The 25,363-nt window shown below is 69.2% G+C and carries 17 protein-coding genes; 10 read left to right on the top strand and 7 right to left on the bottom strand.

The genetic code is table 11. The features are described from left to right. Positions 1–164: 164 nt before the first annotated feature. Together SD37_RS33015 and SD37_RS33010 are read right to left on the bottom strand one after the other, a co-directional pair. Positions 165–1,391, bottom strand: a complete 1,227-nt coding sequence (locus tag SD37_RS33015; RefSeq protein WP_044856198.1) for a hypothetical protein — start codon at positions 1,389–1,391, stop codon at positions 165–167. 132 nt (positions 1,392–1,523) lie between these two features. After that, positions 1,524–4,475, bottom strand: coding sequence for an AfsR/SARP family transcriptional regulator (locus SD37_RS33010; protein WP_145926785.1), 2,952 nt, complete (start codon positions 4,473–4,475; stop codon positions 1,524–1,526). 143 nt (positions 4,476–4,618) lie between these two features. Between SD37_RS33010 and SD37_RS33005 the strand changes: the two genes are divergently transcribed. Together SD37_RS33005 and SD37_RS33000 are read left to right on the top strand one after the other, a co-directional pair. Continuing rightward, positions 4,619–5,275 carry an SH3 domain-containing protein gene (locus SD37_RS33005; protein ID WP_044856197.1) on the top strand — a complete coding sequence of 219 codons (657 nt, stop codon included), beginning with the start codon at positions 4,619–4,621 and terminating at the stop codon, positions 5,273–5,275. Between the two features lie 42 nt (positions 5,276–5,317). After that, the gene (locus SD37_RS33000; protein ID WP_044856196.1) at positions 5,318–6,889 is read left to right on the top strand and encodes an alkaline phosphatase D family protein; all 1,572 of its coding nucleotides are present in this window, start codon (positions 5,318–5,320) and stop codon (positions 6,887–6,889) included. Positions 6,890–7,108: 219 nt separating this feature from the next. On the opposite strand, the gene SD37_RS32995 is transcribed toward SD37_RS33000, so the two are convergent. Beyond that, entirely contained in the window at positions 7,109–8,113 is a 1,005-nt protein-coding gene (locus SD37_RS32995; protein WP_044856195.1) for a winged helix-turn-helix domain-containing protein, read from the bottom strand. A 143-nt stretch (positions 8,114–8,256) separates the two neighbouring features. Further along, positions 8,257–9,417, bottom strand: a complete 1,161-nt coding sequence (locus tag SD37_RS32990; RefSeq protein ID WP_044856194.1) for a glycoside hydrolase family 88/105 protein — start codon at positions 9,415–9,417, stop codon at positions 8,257–8,259. 273 nt (positions 9,418–9,690) lie between these two features. Here SD37_RS32990 and folP point away from each other — a divergent pair, with 273 nt between their 5' ends. Continuing rightward, positions 9,691–10,557, top strand: a complete 867-nt coding sequence (gene folP, locus SD37_RS32985; protein WP_083255152.1) for a dihydropteroate synthase — start codon at positions 9,691–9,693, stop codon at positions 10,555–10,557. On the opposite strand, the gene SD37_RS32980 is transcribed toward folP, so the two are convergent. Further along, positions 10,554–12,074 carry a sensor histidine kinase gene (locus SD37_RS32980; RefSeq protein WP_145926998.1) on the bottom strand — a complete coding sequence of 507 codons (1,521 nt, stop codon included), beginning with the start codon at positions 12,072–12,074 and terminating at the stop codon, positions 10,554–10,556. The genes folP and SD37_RS32980 overlap by 4 nt on opposite strands. Before the next feature lie 253 nt (positions 12,075–12,327). Between SD37_RS32980 and SD37_RS32975 the strand changes: the two genes are divergently transcribed. The 4 genes from SD37_RS32975 (at position 12,328) to SD37_RS32960 (ending at position 16,086) form a co-directional block, all read left to right on the top strand. Beyond that, positions 12,328–13,386, top strand: a complete 1,059-nt coding sequence (locus SD37_RS32975) for an ABC transporter substrate-binding protein (protein WP_044856193.1) — start codon at positions 12,328–12,330, stop codon at positions 13,384–13,386. 16 nt (positions 13,387–13,402) lie between these two features. Beyond that, positions 13,403–14,185, top strand: coding sequence for an ABC transporter ATP-binding protein (locus tag SD37_RS32970; protein ID WP_044856192.1), 783 nt, complete (start codon positions 13,403–13,405; stop codon positions 14,183–14,185). Further along, positions 14,172–15,068 carry an ABC transporter permease gene (locus tag SD37_RS32965; RefSeq protein ID WP_044856191.1) on the top strand — a complete coding sequence of 299 codons (897 nt, stop codon included), beginning with the start codon at positions 14,172–14,174 and terminating at the stop codon, positions 15,066–15,068. The genes SD37_RS32970 and SD37_RS32965 overlap by 14 nt, the downstream gene beginning before the upstream one ends. 88 nt (positions 15,069–15,156) lie before the next feature. After that, positions 15,157–16,086, top strand: a complete 930-nt coding sequence (locus SD37_RS32960) for an acyl-ACP desaturase (protein ID WP_044856190.1) — start codon at positions 15,157–15,159, stop codon at positions 16,084–16,086. Between the two features lie 102 nt (positions 16,087–16,188). On the opposite strand, the gene SD37_RS32955 is transcribed toward SD37_RS32960, so the two are convergent. Continuing rightward, positions 16,189–17,829, bottom strand: a complete 1,641-nt coding sequence (locus SD37_RS32955) for a DEAD/DEAH box helicase (RefSeq protein ID WP_037303320.1) — start codon at positions 17,827–17,829, stop codon at positions 16,189–16,191. 276 nt (positions 17,830–18,105) lie between these two features. On the opposite strand from SD37_RS32955, the gene SD37_RS32950 reads away from it, so the two are divergent. Both SD37_RS32950 and SD37_RS32945 read left to right on the top strand, forming a co-directional pair. Beyond that, positions 18,106–19,443, top strand: a complete 1,338-nt coding sequence (locus tag SD37_RS32950; RefSeq protein ID WP_044856189.1) for a serine hydrolase domain-containing protein — start codon at positions 18,106–18,108, stop codon at positions 19,441–19,443. A gap of 25 nt (positions 19,444–19,468) precedes the next feature. After that, complete coding sequence (locus SD37_RS32945) at positions 19,469–21,199, top strand: acyl-CoA dehydrogenase (protein WP_044856188.1); 1,731 nt, start codon at positions 19,469–19,471, stop codon at positions 21,197–21,199. A 66-nt stretch (positions 21,200–21,265) separates the two neighbouring features. Here SD37_RS32945 and SD37_RS32940 read toward each other — a convergent pair whose 3' ends face one another. Then, positions 21,266–23,644, bottom strand: coding sequence for a Tex family protein (locus SD37_RS32940; protein WP_044856187.1), 2,379 nt, complete (start codon positions 23,642–23,644; stop codon positions 21,266–21,268). Positions 23,645–23,805: 161 nt separating this feature from the next. On the opposite strand from SD37_RS32940, the gene SD37_RS32935 reads away from it, so the two are divergent. Further along, positions 23,806–25,299: a chitinase gene (locus SD37_RS32935; RefSeq protein ID WP_044856186.1), complete on the top strand. Its 1,494-nt coding sequence runs from the start codon at positions 23,806–23,808 to the stop codon at positions 25,297–25,299. The last annotated feature ends 64 nt before the right edge of the window (positions 25,300–25,363 follow it).

The following is a 25,363-nucleotide window of genomic DNA, read 5'->3' as shown; positions in this document are numbered from 1 at the left end:
GCGCTTGTGAATAACTGTGTCGTTCAGTGGGAAGGACGCGAGTGGTGGTCGTGAGTGGTAAGTGTCGTTAGAACGACACTTGCCACTCACGACCAGGTGCCCCCCCCCGGAAAGGGCGAAGGCCCGGCGCAATGGGGGTGCGCCGGGCCTTCGCGTTCAGGGGGTCACGCGCATTTGGGCGCGACGGGCAGGTCCGATCCGGTCTGCAGGTAGGTGTCGGAGATGTAGTGCCCCGGGCCGATCCGGTCCCAGATGTTGCTGGTGCCGAACTTGCCGGTGACGGTCTCGCCCTCGACGTAGCATTCGATGGTGACCTTCGCGTAGTTCGCCGCGAGGCCCTTGACGGCCGCCGTGGTGCTCGCCGAAGCCCGCACGTTCATCGGGTCGCCCGCCGTGCTGACGACGCCGGTCGGGCCGGAGCCGGTCCACAGGTAGGAGACGTTGACCCAGCCGTTGTCGGTCATCTTCAGGCCGTCCCAGAAGGTGCCGTCCGCGAGGTCGATCCCCGCCGGGTTGGCCACCTTGCGGCCGAACTCGTCCTTGCCGCCGTTGTAGCCGTCCACGTACGCGGCCTGCGCCTCGGGCTTGCCCTGCGGCAGGTTCTTCCACATCTGGCGGGTGTCCGACGGGTTCCAGTAGTCGTCCTTGGTGTTCCACGGGCCGACGTCCCACACCGGCGCGTACTCGCACCGGCTGTTGTCGGTGCGGCAGATGCGGACCGTGTAGTTGCCGGTGTTCTTGGGGGCGAGGCCGCGGCCCGAAGGCAGGGCGACGAAGTGGTCGCGCGACTTGATCACGTGCCCGTTGGCAGTGGTGCCCCCGGTGAGGCCTTCGCGGGTGCCGTAGACCTTGTAGGTCAGCGGGGCCGCGGCCGCGCCGATCGCGTTGGCCTGCGGGCCGAGTTCGCCCTGGAGCGTGACGTCGCTGACCTTCGCGGTCACGCCGTCGGTCAGGGTGCGCAGTCCGATGCGGACCTGGACGGTGGAGACCGAAGTGGACAGCTGGGCGGCGCCACCCTCGGTGGGGGTCCACTCGGTCCAGTCGTTGCCGTTGAGCTTTCCGCGCACGTCGACCTCGACGGCGGTGCCCTTCGGCGCGTCGGCGGTCACCTGCGCGGTGACGCGGTTCACCGGCTTTCCGAGCCGCTGCTCGGCGAGCAGCAGGTAGCCCTGGCTGCCGATGGAGTCGGGCTTTCTGTGCCAGGCGGCGTTTTCCAGGCTGAGCACGCCGCCGTCGCTGCGGACGTTGACGTCGTCGCCGTCCACAGTGGACAAGTCGGCGCGCCAGGTTCCCTCGGGCGCCGCGTTCGCGGGGCTGGCGGCCAGCGCGGTGACCGCCCCCATGGCCAGCACGGCCGCCATCACGCGGCGGGCCGTTACGGTCCGGACCATTCCGGTCTCCCTTCGAGCACTGTCGGTTGCTACGAAGGGAGCTTCGCCGGGCCCTGTACACGATCGATACAAACGCGATTCGGCACCTGGTCGCGCTGCGTACTCGCGCGTCCAAGTGCCGAATTTGTTAAGTCAGGCGCTCGCGGAATCGTCGTAAGAGGCTTCAGCGGATTCCTGGAGCCGCGAAGCGAGCGCGGATTCCTGTGGCCGCGCGGAGAGTTCCCGCCACAACGCCAGCGCGCGTTCCGAATACGTCCGCGACCGCTCCGGCTGGCTCAGGGCCTCGTGCAGTTCGCCCAGCAACTGCGAAACCTCCGCCTCGGACCGGCGGTCCCCGTTACGCCGGTGCACGCTCAGCGAATTCACCAGGAGCAGTTGCGCGTGGGCCAGATCGCCGCTGTGCAGATACAACTCGCCGAGATTCTGGTTCGCGTAGCCGACGCAGTGGTCGTCGCCGAGTTCGTTGAAGATCGCGATGGCCCGGTCGACCCGCTCGCGCGCGCCCGCGAGGTTGCCCTGATGCTGCCGCAGCATCGCAAGCCGTTTGAGCGCGTGCGCCTCCCGGTGCCGGTCGCCGATCGCCGCGGACTGTTCGAGCGCTTCGGTGAACCAGCGTTCCGCGTCGGCGAACCGGCGTCGTGCCAGCCACACCGCGCCGATCGCGATCCGCGCGACGGCCTCGCCGTGCGGATCACCGGCCGCCGAGAACTGGTCGAGCGACGCATGACAATGCTCCAGTGCGACGGTGTCCTCGCCCTTGATCCGCAGCACGGTGCCGAGCCCGGCCAGCGCGATCGCCGCGCCCCGCGCGTCGCCGATCTTGTCGAACAGCAGTTGCGACTGCTCGAACGCGATCAGCGCTTCGGCGTAACTGTCCTGGTACAGCTGGATCTGCCCGAGGTTGCGCTGGATGACCGCCTCCCCGCGGATCTCGCCGGACCGGCGGGCGGCGGCCAGCGCCACGGCATGGGTCTGCAGCCAGTCGTCCTGGTGTCCGCGCTGGTCGAAGTACGGCGCGAGGGCGGCGGCGAGCCGCCACGCCAGCGCGTCGAACCCGAGTTCGGCGGCCAGCGAGACGGCGGCGACGCAGGTGTGCCGCTCGGCGGCGAACCACGCGGCCGGATCCTCGATCAGCCGCTCCGTCCCCGGCGGGAGGGCGGGCTGGACGGCGGTGTCGTCCCGGTAGAGCCCGAAGAAATGGATCGGCAGCCGGTCCGCGGCTTCGACCGCGAGCGCGAGATAGCCCTCCAGTACCCGTTTCGTGGCGTCGCGGGCCTTCACCGGGACGTCCTGCGCCCGCAGCTCGACGGCGTAGCACCGCAGCAGGTCGTGCAGGCGATAGCGAGGTTCGCCGGTGCCGTCCGAGCCGGTGAGTTCGACCAGGTGGGCGTCCACGAGCACGTCCAGGACGTCGTCGGCGTGCGGCCTGCCGAGCAGGGCCGCGACCACCCAGGCGGGGAACTGGACCGAGCCGAGCCCGCCAAGGCCGCGGAAGGCGGCCGCCGCGGACATCGGCAGCAGGTCATAGCTGAGGGTGACACTGGCCCGGACGGCCAGATCGCCGACCCGGAGTTCGTCGAGTCTTCGCCGCTCGTCCCGGAGCCTGTCCGCCAGGACGCGCAGCGTCCAGCCGGGCCGGTGGGTCAGCTTCGCCCCGGCGACCCGGATCGCCAGCGGCAGATGGCCACACTGGCGCAGGATCGCGGTCGCGCACTCCGGCTCGGCGGTGACCCGCTCCGTGCCCACGATGCTTTCGAGCAGCCGCGCGGCCTCGGCCTCGGGCAGGAGATCGACGTCGACCGGGGTGGCCCCGGCCAGATCCGGCATACGCACCCGGCTGGTGATCAGCACCGCGCAGGTGCCCGCGCCGGGCAGGAGGGGCCGGACCTGCGCCGCGCTGCCGGCGTCGTCGAGGACGACGCACATCCGCATGCTCGCCAGGCGGGAGCGCAGCAGTGCCGCGCGTTCGGGAAGATCACGCGGCAGGCCCGCGTCCGGGACGCCCAGCGCGCGGAGCAACTCGGCGAGCACGGTCATCGGGGGCCGCGGCGAGGACGACGTCCCGGCGAGATCGACGTGCAGCTGGCCGTCCGGGAAGTCCTCCCGGACCGCGTGCGCCACCCGGATCGCGACCGAGGATTTCCCGACCCCCGGTGCCCCGGAAAGCACCACGATCGCGGGCTTTCCCTGTTCGCGACGGCGGTGGAAAAGGCCGACGACGTCGCCGACCACCCCTTCGCGGCCGGTGAAGTCCGGCAGGTCCAGCGGCAGCTGGCAGACCGACGCCGTCTGCCGGGCGGGGGAGACGGACACGGCCTCCGGGGCCACGGAGGGCGCCGAGACCAGCGAGGCCCGCAATTCGCGCAGTCGCGGTCCCGGTTCGGTGCCGAGTTCGTCGGCCAGCACCTTCTCGGCCGCTTCGTAGGCCTCGATCGCGTCCGCCGTGCGGCCGTCGGCCCGCAGCGCGACGATCAGCTGCCGCCAGAGTTCCTCGCGCAGCGGATGCTCGGTCACCAGGCCGCGCAGTTCCGCGACGGCTTCGGCGGTGCGGCCGAGTTCGATCCGCGCTCGCAGCCGCTGTTCGGAGACCACGAGCCGCGATTCCGACAGCCGGGCGACGGTGGCGCCCCAGCCGTGGTCGTGGGGCAGCCCTTCGAGAACTTCCCCGCGCCACAGCGCTTCGGCTTGATCCAGCAGGTCGAGAGCGGTTTCGGCCTCGCCCCGGCCGAGGGCGTCCTGCGCCAGCGTGGCCAGTTCGCCGAACCTGATGTGGTCGATTTCCTCAGGGGTGGCCTTGAGGATGTATCCGGACGCCCGGCTGCCGATCCGTTCCCCGAGGGCGGGATCGCGATCGGCGAGGCGTTTGCGGAGTGAATGGACGTAGGTGCGGATGTTCGCCGCCGCCGAACGGGGCGCCGACGAAGGCCACAGGACCTCGATCAGCAGTTCGGTGGAGACGACGACATTGGGCTGGAGCAGGAGCGCGGCGAGGAGCAGACGGGGTTTGGGGCCGCCGAGCGGCACCACCTGTCCGTCCACCGCCACTTCGAGCGGACCGAGAACGCGAAACCCGAGAATAGTCACCTAAACCGCCAATACGGCAGGAGCCCCATATCGGCTGATCGTATTGCCGTACGGCCATGGTTGGCTAGATCCATTCGCATGCACGTGCAGACAGTGCTTGGCGTTTGTACGGGATGTGTACGACTCCGGTCGACGCTGCGGCCATGAAACGTTCAGTTCACCGGCGGCTCGCCGGTTTCTTCCTCGTGCTGGCGACGGCGGGTGCCTTCGGTCTCGCCGCCGCGACCCCCGCGCTGGCCGCGGCGACCGGGACCGTGAAGACGGCGGGTGATCCGCTGAACGTGCGCCGTGCGCCGAGCACCTCGTCGTCCGCGGTGCGCACGGTGGCCAACGGTGCCTCGGTGACCATCGACTGCCAGACGATCGGGACCGAGGTCACCGGTCCGCTGGGCACGACGACGTTGTGGGACTACGTTCCCGCGCTCGGGGGTTACATTTCGGACGGATATGTCTACACCGGCTCCGATCAGCGGATCGCGCCCGACTGCGGCGTCGGATCCGGCAGCGCCGAATGTTCCACCGGTGTCTGCGCGGGTGAAGGACAGTTCCGTTCCTCCGATGCTCATTTCCTGGTCTACGACAAGGACGCCGACGGCAAGTCCGCCGTGGTCGCCTACTGGCTGAAGGGCGGCGCGGGCCCGTTCTACGTCTGGGCGTCCGGCGGTAACGGCACGCACGTCGACAAGGCCGTGCCGGTCGCGAAGGGTTCGTGGGTCTATTACAAGGTCTGCGTCGCCAACGCCGCCGCGAATCCGGTTCTCGAGGCATGCAGTGGCGGCATCACCGATTACGCCGCGTGAAATCCCTCCCCGTTCTTCCCCACTTCGAAAGGTTGAATTCTCATGGGTCAGGTGAACCGGCGGGCGGTACTCCTCGGTGGAGCCGCGGCGGTTTCGGCGGCGGCGTTGTCGTCGACGTTGCCTTCGTGGGCGAACGCGAGAACGATGGCGGCGGCACCCGCCATCCACGATCCGTTCCAGCTCGGGGTCGCCTCGGGTGATCCGTTGCCGGACAGTGTCGTGCTGTGGACGCGGCTCGCCCCCGCCCCGCTGAACCCCGACGGTTTCGGCGGGATGCCGGACGCTTCGTACACAGTGGACTGGGAGATCGCGAACGACCAGGCGTTCTCGTCGGTCGTCCAGAACGGCACCGCGACCGCCGCCCGTGCCTCCGGGTACAGCGTGCACATCGAACCGGTCGGGCTCCAGCCGGGCCGCGAGTACTTCTACCGCTTCAAGACCAGCGGTTACATCTCGCCGGTCGGCCGGACCCGGACCGCGCCCGCGGCCGGTGCGGCGGTCAGTCAGCTGAAGTACTGCTTCTCCTCCTGCCAGCACTGGGAGGAGGGCTGGTACCACTCGTACAAGGGAATGCTCGCCGACAACCCGGAGCTGGTGCTGTTCCTCGGCGATTACATGTACGAGCGGAAATCCGGCCGCGCCGCCGCGGAACTGAATCCGCGCCGGCTCGCCTTCACCGAGGACGTGCAGACGCTCGCGCAGTACCGCGCCCGGCACGCGCAGCACAAGACCGACGCCGATCTGCAGGCCGCGCACGCGATGGCGCCGTGGATCGTGGTCTTCGACGACCACGAGGTGATGAACAACTGGAACGGCACCACCAGCCCCGCCACAGCCGAGCGGAAGGCCAACGGATTCCAGGCGTTCTACGAGAACATGCCGATCCGGTCCACCGCCAAGCCGAGTGGTTCGACCATCCGCCTGTACCGACAGTTCTCCTGGGGCAACCTCGCCCGGTTCCACATGCTCGACACCCGGCAGTACCGCAACGCGCAGGTGCCCGACCCTTCCGGCGACGCCGGACCGGCGTGCACCGACATGCGGTCGACGTCGCGCAGCATCCTGGGCACCACGCAGGAGGCCTGGCTGCTGAAGGCGCTGGAGACCCAACCGGCGAAGTGGGACTTCCTGGGCCAGCAGGTCTTCTTCGCCACCCGTGACGGCGACGGCAACAAGGCGACCTGTGAGAGTCCCGACTCCTGGCAGGGTTACGAGGCTTCCCGCGACCGGATCGCGAAGGGCATCGTGGACCGCAAGGTGCCGAACCCGATCGTGCTGACCGGCGACGTCCACCGGCACTGGGCGGCCGATCTGCGCCGCGACTACTTCAACCACAGCGACCCGGTGTTCGGTTCGGAACTGGTGACGACGTCGGTGACGAGCAACAGCGACACCGCGACCGATCCGTCGTCGACGTGGCTCTCGAACAACCCGCACATCAAGTACTGCCGCGGGAAACGTGGCTACGTAAGGGTGACGGCGTCGCAGTCACAGATGCGGGCGGACTTCATGACGGTTTCGGACACCGCCGAGTACGACTTCTCGAAGGTGACCTTGGCCGCCGACCGCAGCTACGTCGTGGAGGCCGGGAAGCCCGGGCTGCAGCGGGTTTAGGGGCTCGTGAGTGGTAAGTGTCGTTCTAACGACACTTACCACTCACGACCAGATCCGACTCCGCTCCCTCGCGACCTGGCGTCGGGTGTGAGGTGGCTGAAGGGGCCTTTCCTCTCATCTCATGCGGCGAAGGGCGCTTTCCTCTCATCGCATGCGGGGAAAGCGCCCTTCAGCTCCTGCCAAACCCCCGGACCACGGTCCGTGAAGGCCCCTCACGACTCAGGCGAGCAGATCCACGAGTGCGTCACCGCGGGGCGTCCGGACCACGAGGACGACCTGACCCTCGCGGTGACGCTGGATCAGCCCCGCCGAGACGAGCTGCTCGCAGTGGTAGGTCGCGGTGCTCGCGGCGCAGGACAGCAGATTCGCGATCTCCCCCATTCGCGCGGGCTTTCCCAAGTGCCGCAACAGTTTCGCGCGATGGGCGCCGACGACGAGATCGAGCCCTTCGACACCGGGGCGTGCTTCGGACCGGCCGTTTTCGAGCAGGCCGTCCAAACCCGGGAGGGGATACGCGATCCAGATGGCGTCCTCTTCGTCGAAATTGGACACCACCGACCGGCCGCCCGCGAGCATCGGGACGAGGATCAGTTTGCGGCCGCGGGTGGTGTAGCGCGCCGGTTCGGCGTCGGGCAGCAGCAGTGAGCCGTTGCTGAACCGGAAATGGGGCCGCAGCAGGCCGAGGACCGCGTCGGTCCCGCCGCGGACGGAGGCGACGCCGATCCGTTCGATCTCGCGGTCGAGCAGGGGCCGGGCCTTGGTCCACAGGTTCTCGGTCGCCACCCTGGTCGCGGTGAAGGCGTCCGCGAGCGAGGCGACCCAGCGTCTTGGCTGATCGGCCGCCTGCCGCCACTGGGCGGGCAGCCGGTCGCCGAAGACCTCTTCGATGCCTTTCAAAACGTCGGCCTCCGTGAGATCCCGCAGCATTTCCGCCTGGTAGACGGCGGAAGCGTCCTCGGTGGGACTGATCGGCACGATGAAATCCGGCTGGACGGAGGTGCCCCGGCGGGCGAGCGCGCTCGCCGCGCGGTATCCCTGCTCCGGGATCGCCGAACCCACCTGGCGGCGCCAGGGGCCGGGTAGCCCGCGGTCGTACCCGCCGACGACCTCGACGAGCATCGAAACCAGTGAGATGTGCGGTGAAACCGTCACACCGACCGGGATCGTGCTGGTGTCACCGAGTTCGAGCCGGGTATAGGAGGCCTGGGTCGGCGTCTCGCGCATCCGGTCGTCCCTCCTGGGAGTGGGCGTCGCAGCACGCGATGTTAGCGCCTCCGGTCAATACCCGGCACCGCCCGCGAACGAACCGAAGGGCGCTTTCCCCTGGTCAAGACCCGGGAAAGCGCCCTTCGGCCGGTGCGGCGACCTCAGAAGGCGAGTTGCTCATTCATGATGAGAAACGCGCCGAGACCATGGAAATCGTTGGTGTTGCGCTTACGCGCGTAGTAATACGCGGTATCGCCGACATTCGTGCCCTCGGAAATGTTCTTGATATCGGTCAGCCCGTCGGAACCGGTGGAAACCTGGGAGAGGACCCCGGCGTAGCCCTTCGCGGAGACCGGTCCGTACTCCGTGCCGACGTATCCGCGCTCGACGGCACGGGAGAGCAGGAACGTGTACATCGCCGAGGCCGACGTCTCCAGCCAGTTGTCCTTGTCGCCGCCGCGGTCGACGATCTGGAACCAGCGGCCCGAAGCCCGGTCCTGCCACCGGGTGTAGCCTGCCGCGAGGAACTTGACGACGTCGACGAGCCGCTGACGTCGCGGATGGCCCACGGGCAGGATCTCCAGCAGGTCGATCGACGTCATCCCGAGCCAGCCGATCGCGCGGGCCCAGTGGTACTTCGAATGCCGCCCGGGGCCCGAGGCCCACGATTCCGAGCCGTCCTCGTCGTAGGCGTGGTAGAGCAGGCCCTTGGCGGGTTCCTTGAGCCGGTCGAAATAGACGGTGACGTTCTTCGCCGCCTCTTCGTAGCAGTAGCCCGTGTCGCCGAAGGTCTTGCCGTACAAGGCGAGGAACGGCTGCGCCATGTACACGCCGTCCGCCCACAACTGCCCGACCTTGCTCGTGGCGTGGAACATCCCGCCGTCGGACGTCCGTGGATAGGACGGGAACCGGCGGCGCAGCTGGTCCGCCGCGGTCTTGTACTTCGCCTGTCCGGTTTCGGTGTACAGCAAGGGGAACATCTGCCCGGAGCGCATCGCGTCCAGGTTGGTGAAGCCGTTGGAGATCCCGGTTTCGGTGACGAACCGGTCGTACCAGGCGAGGATGTAGTCGAGGTAGCGCTTCTCGCCGGTGCGCCGGTACACCAGGTACTGGCCGTAGAGGTACAGGCCGCGGGTGTAGCCCCAGCCGCCGAGGGTGGCCGGGGTGTAGCGCTTCATCGTCGAGTCGACGACAGCGCGGGACCAGTCCACCGGCGCCGCGGCGGCCATCCCGGGCAGCGCGAGCGCGCCGAGGGCGCCCGCGGTTCCCGCCAGCACCGTGCGCCGCGAAAGCCTTGCCGCGCGAAGAGGATCTTGGGACATTCTTGGCCCTTCCTGCGCCGGGGACTCCCGGGGGAGTGGGTGGCCGGGATGCCGATCCGCCGTCCGTCGGCATCCCGACCAGCTCTGGGGGCGACCGTGTCGCCGGGCTGAACTTCCTTGCGGGACAACAATTACCCGCCCGCTCGACGGCGAGTCAAGAGAGATCCGATCTCTTGTGTCATATATCAGATATAGCCACTCGAATGGGCGCTCCCGGTGTCCGGGACGGTCCCACTGGGCGGCACTTCGGGGGTTCTCTCCTACGATCGGGGGGTGAACGAGCTGACCTTCCGCGGGCGCCGCGTCGCCCGTGATCGCGCCCTGGTCATGGCGATCGTCAACCGCACGCCGGATTCCTTCTACGACAAGGGCGCGACCTTCTCCGACCCGGACGCGCTCGCCGCCGTCGCCAGGGCCGTGGAGGAGGGGGCGGACATCGTCGACATCGGCGGGGTGAAGGCCGGCCCCGGTGCGGAGGTGGACGTCGAAGAAGAGATCCGACGGGTGGTGCCGTTCGTCGAACGGATCCGGGAACTGCATCCCGACCTGGTGATCAGCGTCGACACCTGGCGCCACGAGGTGGGCAGGCGGTCGGCGGAGGTGGGCGCGGACCTGATCAACGACACCTGGGCCGGCGCCGATCCGCGGCTGGCGGAGGTCGCGGCGGAGTTCGGCACCGGTTACGTCTGCTCGCACACCGGCAACGCCGTCCCGCGCACCCGCCCGTTCCGGGTGCGGTACCCGGACGTCGTCGCGGACGTCGTCGCGGAGACGACGGCGCACGCCGAGGCCGTCGTCGCGCTCGGCGTCCCGCGCGAGGGGGTGCTGATCGACCCGACCCACGACTTCGGCAAGAACACCTGGCACAGTCTCGCGTTGCTGCGGCACGCGCGGGCACTGGCGGACACCGGCTGGCCGGTGCTGATGGCACTGTCCAATAAGGACTTCGTCGGCGAGACGCTCGGCGTGGAACTCGCGGAGCGCGTCGACGGGACCCTCGCCGCCACGGCCTGGGCGGTGGCCGAGGGGGCGAAGGTGTTCCGGGTGCACGAGGTGAAGCGCACGCGACAGGTACTGGAGATGATCGCCTCGATCCAGGGGGAGCGCCCGCCCGCGCGGGCGATCCGCGGGCTCGCTTAGCCGTCCAGCGGGATCACGGCCGAAACCGTGCTGCCGGAACCGGCGTCGCCCAGGACGACGAGTTCGCCGCCGAGGGCGCGGACGCGGTCGCGCAGGCCGTGCAGCCCGGAACCGCCGCCGATGTCGGCCGCGCCGGTGCCGTCGTCGTGGACCTCCACCCGCAGACCGTCCTCCTCGACGCCGATGCGCACGCGGACCTCCCCGGCCTGCGCGTGTTTCAGGGCGTTGGTCACCGCTTCGGAGACGACGAAGTACGCCGTCGCCTCGACTGCGCCGCTGAGCCGGGGCACGTCGGCGGCCGCGAGGTCGACCGCGAGCGGGATCCGGTCCAGCAGCGACCGGACGGCGGGGATCAGCCCGGCCTCGGTGAGGATCGCCGGCCGCAGCCCGCGTGCGAGTTCGCGGAGTTCGGTGACGGTGGCCTGCAGTTCGTCGATGGTGCTCCGCAGCAGGGACGCCACGGCGGGGGTCACCTCGCCGCCGAGCCGCCGTTCGGCCATCCTCAGCAGCAGCACGACACTCACCAGCCGCTGCTGCGCGCCGTCGTGCAGGTCTCGTTCGACCCGCCTCCGCTCGTCGTCCGCGGCGGCCACGATGCGGGCGCGGGAGGCATGGACCTCGACGAGCCGCTCCTCCAGTTCCGCGGCGAGCCGCTGGTTGTCCAGTACCAGCCCGGCGGCGGCGTTGAGCGCGTCGATCGACCGGCTGTCCTTCCACACCTCGTCGTCCTGGACGAGTGCCGCCAGCCCGGAGCCGTCGCGTTCCAGCAGGAGCCGGATCATCTCCGCGTTGCCGACCCGCGCCCGCAGCACCCCGACCAGGAACGCCAGCGGCCACAGGCAGAACGAGATCCGGTAGACGTCCAGCAGCGGTTCGGAGACCGGATGCCCGGAGCCCAGCGCGCTGCCGACCGTGGTGCTCACCGCGCCGATCACGGCGATGGCGACGACCGGGGAGAGCAGCCGCCGCTGCGGGAGACGGCCGGCGAGCCAGCGGTAGAGCAGCACCACGACCACGCCGCCGCCGATCAGTGCGCCGACCAGTTCCAGCAGCCGTTTGACCAGTTGTTCGGACTCCGGCGAGGCCGCGACCGCGGCGAGGTTCCGCGGATCGTCGTTCACCAGCAGGCCGAGCACCGCCGAAGAGAAGACGACGGCGTACGCGGTGAAGACGAGTACGCGTTCCCCCCGCGTCCGGAGACTCCCGTGCGGAAAGACGAGGACGAGATGCGCGATCACCGGGCTGGACGCGGCGGTCAGCGCGAGGCCGACGGTATGTGTGACGGGTTCTTGGGCGAACTGCAGGTCCTCGGCGAACAACGCGAGCCCGGCCACCGCGATGAGCAGGCCGGTGGGATTCGAGGAACGGCGCACATGCGCGACGGCGCCGGCGAGGAGGAAGAGGAACCCGGTCGTCGTCGACAGGGTGGTGTCCAGCACGGTGTGCGTGCCGTCGGCGATCTTGAGCGTCATCGCCAGCACGACCATCCCGATACCGGCGGTCAGCACACCCGCCATCGCGACGGTCCGAGGGTGTTGCACCACTAAGCGTGATTCGGCCGTTCGGCCCGGACCGTTACACCGTGAGGACGCCGGGGCCGGGTCACCGGACTGGGACGCCCGTCCTGATATGTGGAACAGCAGTTCTACCCGGTGTCAAGTTTTCTCAGCATCTTTCCCGTCATTCGGATGGCGATGCAGGCAGGCGGGCTGACATGCGACTCTCGCGCCACCACCCGAGCAGTGTCGTACCCTCCGAAAGGCGACTCCCGTGCGCACCCACCACAGAACCCGTCTGCTGGCCGCGGCCTTCGCCGCCCTGACCCTGGCCGGTTCGATGGCGGGGTGTTCGCGCGCGGACAGCGGCCCCAAGACGGAACAGAAGAGCCAGGGCGCCGCGGCCGAGGTGCGCGTCGGGTACTTCCCGAACGTGACGCACGCGCCCGCGCTGATCGGGGTCAAGAACGGCTTCTTCGCCAAGGAACTGGGCTCGACGAAGCTCACCCCCCAGACGTTCAACGCCGGGCCCGAAGAGGTCAACGCGCTGCTCGGCAACTCGCTCGACATCGCCTTCATCGGCTCCGGCCCGGCGATCAACGCCTTCACCAAGTCCAAGGGCGCCATCCAGCTCGTGTCCGGCGCGGTCACCGGAGGCGCGCAGCTGGTGGTGAAACCCGAGATCGCCGCTCCCGAGCAGCTCACCGGCAAGAACATCGCCACGCCGTCGCTGGCGAACACCCAGGACGTCGCGCTCAAGAAGTTCATCGCCGAGAAGAAGCTGGCGGGCGTCAAGATCACCAACCTCGACAACCCGAAGACGTTCGACGCCTTCAAGAAGGGCGAACTCGACGGCGGCTGGCTGCCGGAACCGTGGTCGTCGCGGCTGGTGCTCGACGCGGGCGCGAAGGTCTTGGTGGACGAGAAGAACCTGTGGCCGGAAGGCAAGTTCCCGACCACGGTGGTGATCGTCCGCAGCGAGTTCCTCCAGCAGCACCCGGAGACCGTCACCGCCATCCTCAAGGGTGAGCTCGCCGCCATCGAGTGGGCGAAGACCAATCCCGCCGAGGCGAAAACGGTGGTCAATGGAGAACTCAAGGCGCTCGCGGGCAGCACACTGAGTGAGGCGGTCCTCGACCGCGCGTTCTCGGGCATCGAACTCGGCATCGACCCCGTCGCGTCGACGTTCGCCCAGCTCGCGCAGGACTCGGTGACCGCGGGCGTGGTGAAATCGGCGGTGGACCTCAAGGGGTTCGCCGATTTCGGCCCGCTCAACGCCGTGCTCTCCGAGCAGGGCAAGCCCGGCGTGAACGCGTCCGGCCTGACGAAGTGACCGGAGGGGATCAGCGATGACGACCACCTTGGAGCCCGGCCTGTCCACCGGTGTCGCCGTGCGGCTCGACGGCGTCCGGAAGGCGTTCGGGCCGACGGGCCGCGCCGTCGTGGCCCTCGACGGGATGGACCTGACCGTCGCCCCCGGCGAGTTCGTCTGCCTGCTGGGCGCGTCCGGCTGCGGCAAGAGCACGCTGCTGAACCTGGTCGCCGGCCTCGACAAGCCGACGTCGGGCTCGATCACCCTGGAGACCTCCCGGCCGGCGGTGATGTTCCAGGAGGCCGCGCTGATGCCGTGGCTGACCGCGGCCCGCAACGTGGAACTCCCGCTGCGGCTGGCCGGTTTCGGCCGGACCGAGCGCCGTGAGAAGGCGGCCGAACTCCTCGACCTCGTCCGGCTCGGCGGCGCGGGCGACAAGCGGCCGCACGAGCTGTCCGGTGGCATGCGGCAGCGCGTCGCGCTCGCCAGGGCGCTGGCCGCGACCTTGCGCGTCGGCGGTGACCCGGAACAGTCGCTGCTGCTGATGGACGAGCCGTTCGCCGCGCTCGACGCGATCACCCGCGATGTCCTGCAGGGCGAACTGCTGCGCGTCTACCGCAGCACCGGGACCTCGGTGCTGTTCGTGACCCACGACGTCCGCGAGGCCGTCCGGCTCGGCCAGCGGGTCGTGCTGCTCTCGTCGCGGCCGGGCCGGGTCGTACGGGAATGGCGCGACGTCCAGGCGTCCGACGCCGAAGAACTGACGCTGGAGATCACCGGTCACCTCCGGGAGGTGATCAGTACCCATGCCGCGGCTTGACCGCCCCGGCGTCGAGGTGGCCGTGGAGGCGGACGAGGCCGTCGGCGCGGGGCTCGACTCGCTCGACACCCCCGCCGGGGAACGCCGGGAAAGCCGCGGGAAGCGGTTCTTGCGCGGTTTCGTGCCGCCGGTGGTGTTCCTGGTCCTGCTGATCGCGCTGTGGCAGGCACTGTGGGCCGCCGCGTTCTGGCCCGAGTCGATGCTGCCCTCGCCGCTCGCGGTCTGGGACGAACTCGTCGGCATCACCGTCGACGGCGAGATCTTCGAGTTCGTCTGGACCTCGGTGCACCGCGCCGCGCTGGGCTTCCTGATCGGGGTGGTCATCGGGACCCCGCTGGGCCTGCTGGTGGCGAAGGTCCGGCTGGTCCGTGCGGCCGTCGGACCGTTCCTGACCGGCCTGCAAAGCCTTCCGTCGGTGGCCTGGGTGCCCGCCGCGATCCTGTGGTTCGGGCTGAACGACGCCTCGATCTACTTCGTCGTCCTGCTGGGTTCGGTGCCGTCGATCGCGAACGGCCTCGTCGCGGGCATCGACCAGATCCCGCCGATCCTGCCGCGGGTCGGCCAGGTGATGGGCGCGGGCAGGCTCTCCTCCGCCCGGCACATCCTGCTGCCCGCCGCGCTGCCCGGTTTCCTGGCCGGGCTCAAGCAGGGCTGGGCGTTCTCGTGGCGTTCGCTGATGGCCGCCGAACTGATCGCGCTGTCCCCGGCGCTCGGCAAGGGACTCGGCGCGTACCTGAACGAGGGTTCGTCGTTCAACAGCATGGAAGCCGTGATCTCGGCGATCTTCCTGATCCTGCTGGTCGGGGTCGGCATCGAGCTGATCGTCTTCCGGCCGCTGGAACGGTCGGTCCTGCGGGCGCGAGGGCTGACCGCGTCGCTTTAGTTCATCTCCGGGACCTCGCCTACCTACGAGACCGTAAGTTACGGTGTCGTAGGTAGGCGTTTTCCGTTATCCCGGAAGGACGAGACGCATGACGGTCCCCGAAACCACCCGGCTGATGCTCGAGCTCGAGGGGACGGTCGAGGAGAACCTCAACCGGCATCTCTCGGTCGCCAAGGAATGGATGCCGCACGAGTACGTGCCGTGGAGTGAGGGGAAGAACTTCGCCGAACTGGGCGGCGAGCCCTGGGATCCCGAGCAGTCGCGGGTGTCGCCGATCGCGCGGACCTCGCTGGAGGTCAACCTCCTCACCGAGGACAACCTGCCGAGCTACCACCGCGAGATCGAGCGGGCGTTCGGGCGTGACGGCGCCTGGGGCACCTGGGTGCACCGCTGGACCGCCGAAGAAGGCCGTCACGGTATCTGCATCCGTGACTACCTGCTGGTGACGCGTGCGGTGGACCCGGTCGAGCTGGAGCGGGCGCGCATGCAGACCATGCAGGCCGGCTACGACAGCGGCGACAAGGCGTTGCTGAACGTCTTCGCGTACGTGTCGTTCCAGGAACTGGCGACGCGGATTTCGCACCGCAACACCGGGCGGTACACGCAGGACCCGTTGTGCGAGAAGCTGCTCTCCCGGGTCGCGATGGACGAGAACCTGCACATGGTCTTCTATCGGAACCTGGTCCAGGCGTCGCTGGAGCTTTCCCCCGACGCGATGATGCGCGCGATCACCGACGAGGTCGTCCAGTTCCAGATGCCGGGCGCGGTGATCCCGAGTTTCGTGCGGAAGGCCGCGCTGATCGCGAAGGCGGGTATCTACGACCTGCGGATCCACCACGACGAAGTGATCTGGCCGCTGCTGCGGCAGTGGAAGATCTTCGAGCTGGAGGGGCTCGGCGAGGTGGGGGAGAAGGCCAGGGACGAACTCGACCAGTTCCTGAAGGGCCTCGACACCCAGGCGTCGCGGTTCGAAGAGCGGCGCGCGGCCGCCGAAGCCCGCTCCGCCGCACGGCGTTGAGTGCCTGGGGTCCGGTCCCGAAACGTCATGAGGGGTCCCCATAGGACGAAATTCGTCCTATGGGGACCCCTCATGACACTGCTGGAGCAGGCGAGGCGAGCCTCAGCGGGAGCGGCGGCCGCCCGCGCGGGTGCCCGAGGAGAACGCGGCGGCACCGCCCCGGCGGGCCGGAGCCCCACCGGACTGGTTGCGCGAGGACTGGGACTTCGCGGCCCCGGAAGCCCGGCGCGGCTGCGACTCGGCCGCGCCGCGGCGAGCCTGTCCGCCCTTGGGCGCGCCCTCGCGACGTCCGGTGGTCTCGGCAGCACGACGGCCCTGACCGGCGGGAGCGCCACCACGGCGGTCACCCTCGGCCCGGGGCTGACGCGAACGGCCTTCCGAGGAGCTACCGCGACGCCCGCCGGAAGCACCCCGGCCACCGGCGGACGGACCACGGCCACGGCCTGTCCGGTTACCGCGACCGCGGCCGGCCGGACGGTCCTCTTCCTCGTCGCCCTTGCCCAGGATGGCCTGGCCACTGGCGGAGACCTTCTTCGGCCGGGTGTCCACGATCGGCCGCCGCGGCGACGCGGTGAACGAACGCTCGCCGGGAGCCAGCTCGGCCAGCAGCGGGTGGCCGGGGCCGAGCTGCGTCGTGGTCGGCTTGATACCCGCCTTGCGGGTGAGGTCGCGGACGTCGCCGACCTGCGCGTCGGTCATCAGCGTGACGACGGTGCCGGACGCCCCGGCCCGCGCGGTCCGGCCGGACCGGTGCAGGTACGCCTTGTGCTCGACCGGCGGGTCGGCGTGGATGACCAGCGTGACGTCGTCGACGTGGATACCGCGGGCGGCGATGTCGGTGGCGACCAGCGTCTTCGCCGCACCGGAGGAGAAGGCCTCCAGGTTGCGCGTCCGCGCGGTCTGGCCGAGGTTGCCGTGCAGTTCGACCGCCGGCACGCCGGAGGCCATGAGCTTGCGCGTCAGCTGCTTGGCGCGGTGCTTCGTGCGGGTGAACACCAGTGTCCGGCCCGGCGCCGCGGTGAGGTCGATCAGCACCGGCAGCCGGTGGGTCTCCTCCAGGTGCAGCACGTGGTGCTTCATGGTCGAGACCGGCGACTGCGCCGAGTCGACGCTGTGCGTGACCGGGTCGTGCATGAAGCGCTTGACCAGCACGTCGACGCCCGCGTCGAGGGTCGCGGAGAACAGCAGCCGCTGGCCGCGCTCCGGGGTCTCGGCCATGATGCGCCGGACGTCGGGCAGGAAGCCCAGGTCGGCCATGTGGTCGGCCTCGTCCAGCACGGTGATCTCGATGTTGTCGAGCTTCGCCTCACCCGAGCGCATGTGGTCGGCGAGCCGGCCGGGGCAGGCGACGACGATGTCGACGCCGTCCCGCAGCCGGGTGATCTGCGGATTGGGGCTGACCCCGCCGAAGATGGTGGTGACCTTGAGGCCGAGCGGCTTGGCCAGCGGCAGGAACGACGCCTCGATCTGGGTGGCCAGTTCGCGGGTCGGCGCCAGTACCAGCGCACGCGGGCGGCCGGGGCGGCGGCGCGTCGGCCCGGCGGCCAGCCGGGTCAGGACGGGCAGCACGAAGCCGTAGGTCTTGCCGGAGCCGGTGCGGCCGCGGCCGAGGACGTCGCGGCCCGCCAGCGAATGCGGCAACGTGGCGGCCTGGATGGGGAACGGGCTGGTGACGCCCTGTTCGGCGAGCGCGTCCACGAGGGTCTTGGGCAGGCCGAGTTCGGTGAAAGTAGGTGTGCTCATAAGCGTATGGGCGCGAGGCGCGCCCTGGTATCTCCGTAAGGGATCGGAACGGTTGTCCTGCCCGGCGCAGACCTCGGGGGGCCGCGGCGCGTGGTCTTCGACAACGAAACGCGGCCCGAGGCAGAACTGAGCGGACCGCAACCCCAGTGTACTGGGTCGTGATCTCCGCGGCTACGTGATATCGCCCGCATCGGCCCGGCGAGGTTCGTCTGTTCGTACGAGACGGAGGCGTCGGTGCGGTGGAACGCTGGCCTGACCGTACGAAAGGGGACACGGGTGTCGAACGTTCAGGAGCTGCGAGGCGTGCTCGACGAGGGGGCACGCGAGGCGGGCGTCCCGGGGGCCGTGGTGGGGGTGACGCATCGGGGCGAGGAGTCGGTGTTCGCCACCGGTGTGTCCAGTGTGGACACCGGGCTGCCGGTCGATCCCGGCACCCTGTTCATGATCGGGTCCACCAGCAAGACCTTCGCCGCGACAGCCGTGCTGGCCCTGGTCGAGGACGGTGCGCTGGAGCTGGACAGGCCGGTCGTCGAATACCTTCCCGATCTCCCGCTGGCGGATCCGGTGGCGCGGAAGACGGTGACCCTGCGCCATTTGCTCACGCATTCGGCCGGGTTCCTCGGCGACGTGGACTTCACCACCGGATGGGGCGACGACGCGCTGGCGCTGGCGATCGCGAAGTTCGGCGAGCTGCCGCAGAACTTCGCACCCGGCGAGGTGTTCTCCTACTGCAACGCCGGGTTCCAGCTGGCCGGACGGGTCGTCGAGGTGGTGGCGGGTGAACCTTTCGAGGACGTGGTCCGCACCCGGCTGCTCGAATCCCTGGGCATGACCGAGTCGTATTACCTGCCGTGGGAGGTGCTCACACGCCGTCACGCCGTCGGCCACGTGGTGCGCGACGGCGTACCGGCGGTCGAGCACACCGTGGGCCTGACCCGCGCGGACAGCGCGAGCGGCGGGCTGTGGTCCACGGCGGGTGACCAGCTGAAGTGGGCCCGGTTCTTCCTGGCCGGCGAGGCAGAGGGCAAGCCGCCGGTCAGCGCCGCCACCCGCGACCTCCTGCGCGCGCCGCAGCGCAAGGCCGCGCTGCGGTTCGAGGAGGTCGGGCTGAGCTGGCTGCACACGAGCCACGGCGACGCGCGCCTGGTCCGGCACGGTGGCAACGTGAGCAACCTGCAGCTGTCGGACTTCGTGACGCTGCCCGAGGAGGACTTCGCCGTCACGGTGCTGACCAACAGCGCGGGCGGGGCGGCGCTGGGGGCGAAGATCGTCGACTGGTGCCTGGAGAAGCTGGTCGGGTTGCCTCCGCTCACGACCTTGCCGCCGGTGCCCCAGCCGGACATCGCCGAATACCTCGGCCGCTACCAGACCGGTGACCTGGCGTTCGTGGTGAGCGACCGGGACGGCGCGCTGCAGGCCCAGATGGTCGCCGAGATCGAGGACTTCCCGTCGCCGCCGCCGTTCGAAGCCGTTTTCGTGACGGAAGACTCGATCGCCCCGGCCGCCGACACCCGGCGGCCCACCGCCCGCTTCCTGCGGAATGAGCACGGGGAGGTGACTTCGGTCGAGTTCGGTGGCCGGACGGCGAAGCGGCACGCTACGGTTACCGAGTAGTAACTTCGGCTGACCAGGAGTGACGATGAGCGAAAAGGCGACCGCGTTGTTGCTGAACCCGGGTGGGTACGACCCACGGCAGTTCGACCCGGAGACGCGTCGCCTGCTGCGTGCCACCATCGAGTGGTTCGAACAGCGAGGCAAGCGCAAGCTCGTCGAGGACTACCACGACCGGACCTTCTACGCGGACTTCATCGAGTTCGCGGGCAAGGAAGGGCTGTTCTCGACGTTCCTCACTCCCGGCGCCAACGCCGAGGGCGATCCCGACAAGCGCTGGGACACCGCGCGCGTCGCGGCGCTGTCGGAAATCCTCGGCTTCTACGGGCTGAATTATTGGTACCCCTGGCAGGTGACCATCCTGGGCCTCGGCCCGGTGTGGCAGAGCGCGAACGAGGCCGCCCGCAAACGCGCGGCGGACTCGCTCGCGGCCGGTGGCGTCGCCGCCTTCGGACTGTCCGAAAAGGAGCATGGCGCCGACATCTACTCGTCGGACCTCGTGCTCACCCCGGACGGTGCGGGCGGCTACCGCGCGAACGGGTCGAAGTACTACATCGGCAACGGGAACTGCGCGCGGACCGTGTCGGTCTTCGGCCGCATCGACGGTGTCGAGGGCCCGGACCAGTACGTGTTCTTCTACGCGGACTCGGAGCACCCGAACTACCACGTGGTGAAGAACGTCGTGCCGTCCCAGATGTACGTCGCCGAGTTCAAACTCGACGACTACCCGGTGTCCGAAGAGGACATTCTGCATGTCGGCGCCGAAGCGTTCTCCGCGGCGCTGAACACGGTCAACATCGGCAAGTTCAACCTGTGCTTCGGCGGCATCGGGATGTCGACGCACTCGCTGTACGAGGCGATCACGCACGCGCACAACCGGGTGCTCTACGGCAAGAAGGTCACCGAATTCCCGCACGTGCGCCGGGAGTTCGTCGAGGCGTACGCGCGGCTCATCGCGATGAAGCTGTTTTCAGACCGCGCCGTGGACTACTTCCGCAGCGCGAACCCGGACGACCGCCGGTACCTGCTGTTCAACCCGATCACCAAGATGAAGGTGACCACCGAGGCGCAGAAGGTCATCGGCCTGGTCGCGGATGTGGTGGCGGCCAAGGGTTTCGAGGCCGACACCTACCTGGCGATGTCCAAGAACGACATCGACGGGCTGCCGAAGCTGGAAGGCACGGTGGCGGTGAACCTCGCGCTGATCGCGAAGTTCGTGCCCGCGTACCTGTTCGCGCCGCAGGCCTACGAGCCGGTGCCGACGCGCACCGACGCCGCCGACGACGAGTTCCTGTTCCGGCAGGGCCCCGCCCGCGGCCTGTCGAAGGTGCGGTTCCACGACTGGCGCGAGGCCTACGCCAAGGCGTCCGCGATCCCGAACGTCGCGCGGTTCACCGAGCAGGCCGAGGCGCTGGTGAAGCTGTTCACCGACGCGGCCCCGGACGAGGCGCAGCAGCAGGACATCGACTTCGGGCTCGCGCTGACAGAGCTGTTCACGCTGGTCGTCTACGGGCAGCTCGTGCTGGAGCAGGCTGAGATCACGGGCATCGAGACCGAGGTCGTCGACCAGATCTTCGCCATCCTGGTGCAGGACTTCAGCGCCACCGCGGTCGAGCTGCACGGCAAGTCGTCCTCGACCGAGGCACAGCAGGCGCTCGCGCTGGCGTCGATCCGGAAGCCCGTCGTCGACGCGGCCCGCTTCGATCACGTGTGGTCGCTCGTCCGTGACCTCTCCGGCGCCTACGCCATGAACCCCTAAAGATCCGTGAAGGCCTCCTTGAGGGACTCTGGGTCCCTCAAGGAGGCCTTCACGGACTTCTGAGCCTTACTTGCCGAAGCCGGCCTTCCGGAGCGCGTCCGCCATGGCGCCGCCACCGCCGGAGTTCCCGCCGCGGTCCCGGCCGCCACCGCGTCCGCCCTGGCCGCCGCGCTGACCGCCGCCTTGGCGCTGACCGCCACCACCCTGGCCGCGGTCACGCCCGCCGCCTCCCTGCTCGCGAGCAGGCTTGCCGGGTTCGTCGTCCAGGCGCAGGGTCAGCGAGATCCGCTTGCGCGGAACGTCGACTTCCAGCACCTTCACCTTGACGATGTCGCCGGGCTTGACGACCTCACGCGGGTCCTTGACGAAGTTCTTCGACAGCGCGGAGACGTGCGCGAGGCCGTCCTGGTGCACGCCGACGTCGATGAACGCGCCGAACGCGGCCACGTTCGTCACGACGCCTTCCAGCCGCATCCCCGGCTTGAGGTCGCCGATCTTCTCGACGCCCTCGGCGAAGGTCGCGGTCTTGAACGCCGGACGCGGGTCGCGGCCCGGCTTTTCGAGTTCGGCGAGGATGTCGGTCACCGTCGGGAGGCCGAAGGTCTCGTCGACGAACTCCGTCGGCTTCAGCGCCTGCAGCGTCCGCGAGTTGCCGATCAGCGAGCGGATGTCGGTGCCGGTCGAGGACAGGATCCGCCGCACCACCGGATAGGCCTCCGGGTGCACCGAGGACGAGTCGAGCGGGTCGTCGCCGTCCGGGATCCGGAGGAAGCCCGCGCACTGCTCGAAGGCCTTCGGGCCGAGCCGCGCGACCTCCTTGAGCCCGCTGCGCGTCTTGAACGGACCGTTCTGGTCGCGGTGCGCCACGATGTTCTCCGCCAGGCTCGTCGTGATGCCCGAGACGCGGGTCAGCAGCGGCGCCGACGCGGTGTTGACGTCCACGCCGACCGCGTTCACGCAGTCTTCGACCACCGCGTCGAGCGAGCGCGACAGGGAGATCTCCGACAGGTCGTGCTGGTACTGCCCGACCCCGATCGACTTCGGGTCGATCTTCACCAGTTCGGCCAGCGGGTCCTGCAGCCGCCGCGCGATGGAGACCGCGCCGCGCAGCGACACGTCCATACCCGGCAGCTCCTGCGACGCGAACGCCGACGCCGAGTAGACCGACGCGCCGGCCTCGGAGACGACGGCCTTGGTCAGCTTCAGTTCCGGGTGCTTCTTGATCAGCTCACCGGCGAGCTTGTCGGTCTCGCGGGAGGCGGTGCCGTTGCCGATCGAGATCAGGTCCACCTTGTGCCGGGCGCACAGCGCGGCCAGCTCGGCGATCGACTGGTCCCATTTGTTGGCGGGCTGGTGCGGGTAGATCACGTGGGTGTCGACGACCTTGCCGGTCGCGTCGACGACGGCGACCTTGACACCGGTGCGGAAACCCGGGTCGAGGCCCATCGTGGCGCGGGTGCCCGCCGGGGCGGCGAGCAGCAGGTCGCGCAGGTTCGCGGCGAACACGCGGACGGCGTCGTCCTCGGCCGACTGGCGCAGCCGCATCCGCAGGTCGATGCCCAGGTGCAGCAGGATCTTCGTGCGCCAGGCCCAGCGGACGGTGTCGGTGAGCCATTTGTCGGCCGGGCGGCCCTCGTTGGAGATCCCGAACTTGTGCGCGATGCGGACCTCGTAGTCGGTCGGCCCGGTCTTCGGCTCGTCGGACGGCTCCTCGGGCTCCATCGTGAGGTCGAGGATCTCCTCCTTCTCGCCGCGCAGCATCGCGAGGATCCGGTGGGAGGGGAGTTTGGTGTAGGGCTCGGAGAAGTCGAAGTAGTCGGAGAACTTCGCGCCCTCGTCGGCCTTGCCTTCGCGCACCTTCGAGGCGAGGCGGCCCTGGTTCCACATCTTCTCGCGCAGTTCACCGATGAGGTCGCCGTCCTCGGCGAAGCGTTCGACGAGGATCGCGCGGGCGCCGTCGAGCGCGGCCTGCGCGTCCGCGACGCCCTTGTCGGCGTCGACGAACACCGCGGCCGCGGCGTGCGGGTCGGTGTTCGGGTCGCTCAGCAGCCCGTCGGCGAGCGGCTCCAGCCCGGCCTCGCGGGCGATCATCGCCTTGGTGCGCCGCTTGGGCTTGTACGGCAGGTAGATGTCCTCCAGGCGGGACTTGGTGTCCGCCGCCATGATCGAGGCTTCGAGCGCCTCGTCCAGCTTGCCCTGGCTGCGGATCGACTCCAGTACCGCGACCTTGCGCTCGCCGAGTTCCCGCAGGTAGCGGAGGCGTTCTTCGAGCGTGCGGAGCTGGGTGTCGTCCAGCATCCCGGTGGCCTCCTTGCGGTACCGGGCGATGAACGGCACGGTCGATCCGCCGTCCAGCAGGTCGACGGCCGCCTTGACCTGCCCTTCGCGCACACCGAGTTCTTCGGCGATCTTCTGCTCGACTGTCTGCAGGCCCTGCACGCTCACTCCCACGCTCCTGAATCCGCCCTCGGGTGCTCTCGGACCCTGCATTCTGCCGCGCGTACCGAGCCGACTTTCGTATGGCCTCCCCTAACCGAACCCTTGACAGGTGTATTGGTCTGTACCATTTTGATGTGGCCGACGTCACCCGTTCGTGGAGGCCAGCTGTGAAAGTCAAGCCGAAACACGCGTTCCTCGCCCTGTTGTCGTCACTGGCCGTGTGCCTGGGGGTGACTTTCGCGGTCTCGGGCAGCGCCTCGGCCGCCAACATCCTCACCAATCCGGGTTTCGAACTCGGGACCACGAGCGGCTGGACCTGTTCCGGCGCCAACGCCGTGGTCAGCACGCCGGTCCACTCGGGCAGCCGCGCGCTCAGCGCCACGCCCGCCGGACAGGACAACGCCCGCTGCTCGCAGAGCGTGCCGGTGAAGGCCAACACCGCGTACACGCTGTCCGCGTGGGTGCAGGGCAGCTACACCTACCTCGGCGTCACCGGCACCGGGACGGGGGACAAGAACACCTGGACCCCCGGTGGCGGTAGCTGGAGCCAGCTCTCGCTGAGCTTCACCACCGGCGCGTCGACCACGAGCGTCGAGATCTACCTGCACGGCTGGTACGGCCAGCCCGCGTACTTCGCGGACGACGTCAACCTCGACGGCCCCGGCGGCTCGCCGACCACGACCCCGACCACGCCGACGACTTCGAATCCGCCGACGACCACCACGACCAGCGAGCCGCCGACGACCACGACGAGCACCCCGCCGACCGGGAACCTGCCGAAGCACGTGATCACCGGGTACTGGCAGAACTTCTACAACGGCGCGAAGGCGCTCAAGCTCGCCGACGTCCCGACGAAGTACAACATCATCGCGGTGTCCTTCGCCGACGCGACGGCCACGCCGGGCGCGGTCACCTTCACCCTCGACCCCGGTCTGTCGAGCCAGCTCGGCGGCTACACCGACGCGCAGTTCAAGGCCGACATCAAGACGGCACAGGCGCGCGGCCAGAAGGTCATCCTGTCCGTCGGCGGTGAGAAGGGCACGATCCGCGTCGATTCTTCGGCCGCCGCGACGAACTTCTCGAACAGCATGAAGTCCCTCATCGCGACCTACGGCTTCGACGGCGTCGACATCGACCTCGAGAACGGCGTCAACGCGACGTACATGGCGCAGGCGCTGCGCAGCATCCACGCGGCGGGCGGCACGGTCATCACCATGGCGCCGCAGACGATCGACATGCAGAGCCCGGCGGCGGAGTACTTCAAGCTGGCGCTGAACGTCAAGGACATCCTGACGATCGTCAACATGCAGTACTACAACAGCGGCGCGATGCTCGGCTGCGACCAGAAGGTCTACTCGCAGGGCACGGTCGACTTCCTCACCGCGCTGGCCTGCATCCAGCTGCAGGGCGGGTTGCGGGCCGACCAGGTCGGGCTCGGCCTCCCCGCGTCGGGTTCGGCGGCGGGCGGCGGTTACCAGGCGCCCGGCAACACGGTCAACGCGCTGAACTGCCTGGCGAAGGGCACGAACTGCGGCTCGTTCAAGCCGACGACGACGTACCCGACGATCCGCGGCGCGATGACCTGGTCGATCAACTGGGACGCTTCGCAGGGCTACGCGTGGTCGAACACCGTAAGCGCAGGCCTCTCGACCCTCCCGTGACACGCATTTAGTCCTCTGGATGCGGTCCTTGCGCACGCAAGTACCGCATCCAGAGGACGAAACG

Origin of the sequence: Amycolatopsis orientalis (genome assembly GCF_000943515.2) — a bacterium.
Lineage (GTDB): Bacteria > Actinomycetota > Actinomycetes > Mycobacteriales > Pseudonocardiaceae > Amycolatopsis > Amycolatopsis orientalis.
This window is presented reverse-complemented; position numbering and strand designations above follow the sequence as displayed.

Excerpts from the sequence above, each read along its gene's own strand:
- SD37_RS33015 (WP_044856198.1), bottom strand. The coding sequence starts at position 1,391 with ATGGTCCGGACCGTAACGGCCCGCCGCGTGATGGCGGCCGTGCTGGCC.
- SD37_RS33005 (WP_044856197.1), top strand. The coding sequence starts at position 4,619 with ATGAAACGTTCAGTTCACCGGCGGCTCGCCGGTTTCTTCCTCGTGCTG.
- SD37_RS33000 (WP_044856196.1), top strand. The coding sequence starts at position 5,318 with ATGGGTCAGGTGAACCGGCGGGCGGTACTCCTCGGTGGAGCCGCGGCG.
- SD37_RS32995 (WP_044856195.1), bottom strand. The coding sequence starts at position 8,113 with ATGCGCGAGACGCCGACCCAGGCCTCCTATACCCGGCTCGAACTCGGT.
- SD37_RS32990 (WP_044856194.1), bottom strand. The coding sequence starts at position 9,417 with ATGTCCCAAGATCCTCTTCGCGCGGCAAGGCTTTCGCGGCGCACGGTG.
- SD37_RS32980 (WP_145926998.1), bottom strand. The coding sequence starts at position 12,074 with ATGGCGGGTGTGCTGACCGCCGGTATCGGGATGGTCGTGCTGGCGATG.
- SD37_RS32970 (WP_044856192.1), top strand. The coding sequence starts at position 13,403 with ATGACGACCACCTTGGAGCCCGGCCTGTCCACCGGTGTCGCCGTGCGG.
- SD37_RS32965 (WP_044856191.1), top strand. The coding sequence starts at position 14,172 with ATGCCGCGGCTTGACCGCCCCGGCGTCGAGGTGGCCGTGGAGGCGGAC.
- SD37_RS32960 (WP_044856190.1), top strand. The coding sequence starts at position 15,157 with ATGACGGTCCCCGAAACCACCCGGCTGATGCTCGAGCTCGAGGGGACG.
- SD37_RS32955 (WP_037303320.1), bottom strand. The coding sequence starts at position 17,829 with ATGAGCACACCTACTTTCACCGAACTCGGCCTGCCCAAGACCCTCGTG.
- SD37_RS32945 (WP_044856188.1), top strand. The coding sequence starts at position 19,469 with ATGAGCGAAAAGGCGACCGCGTTGTTGCTGAACCCGGGTGGGTACGAC.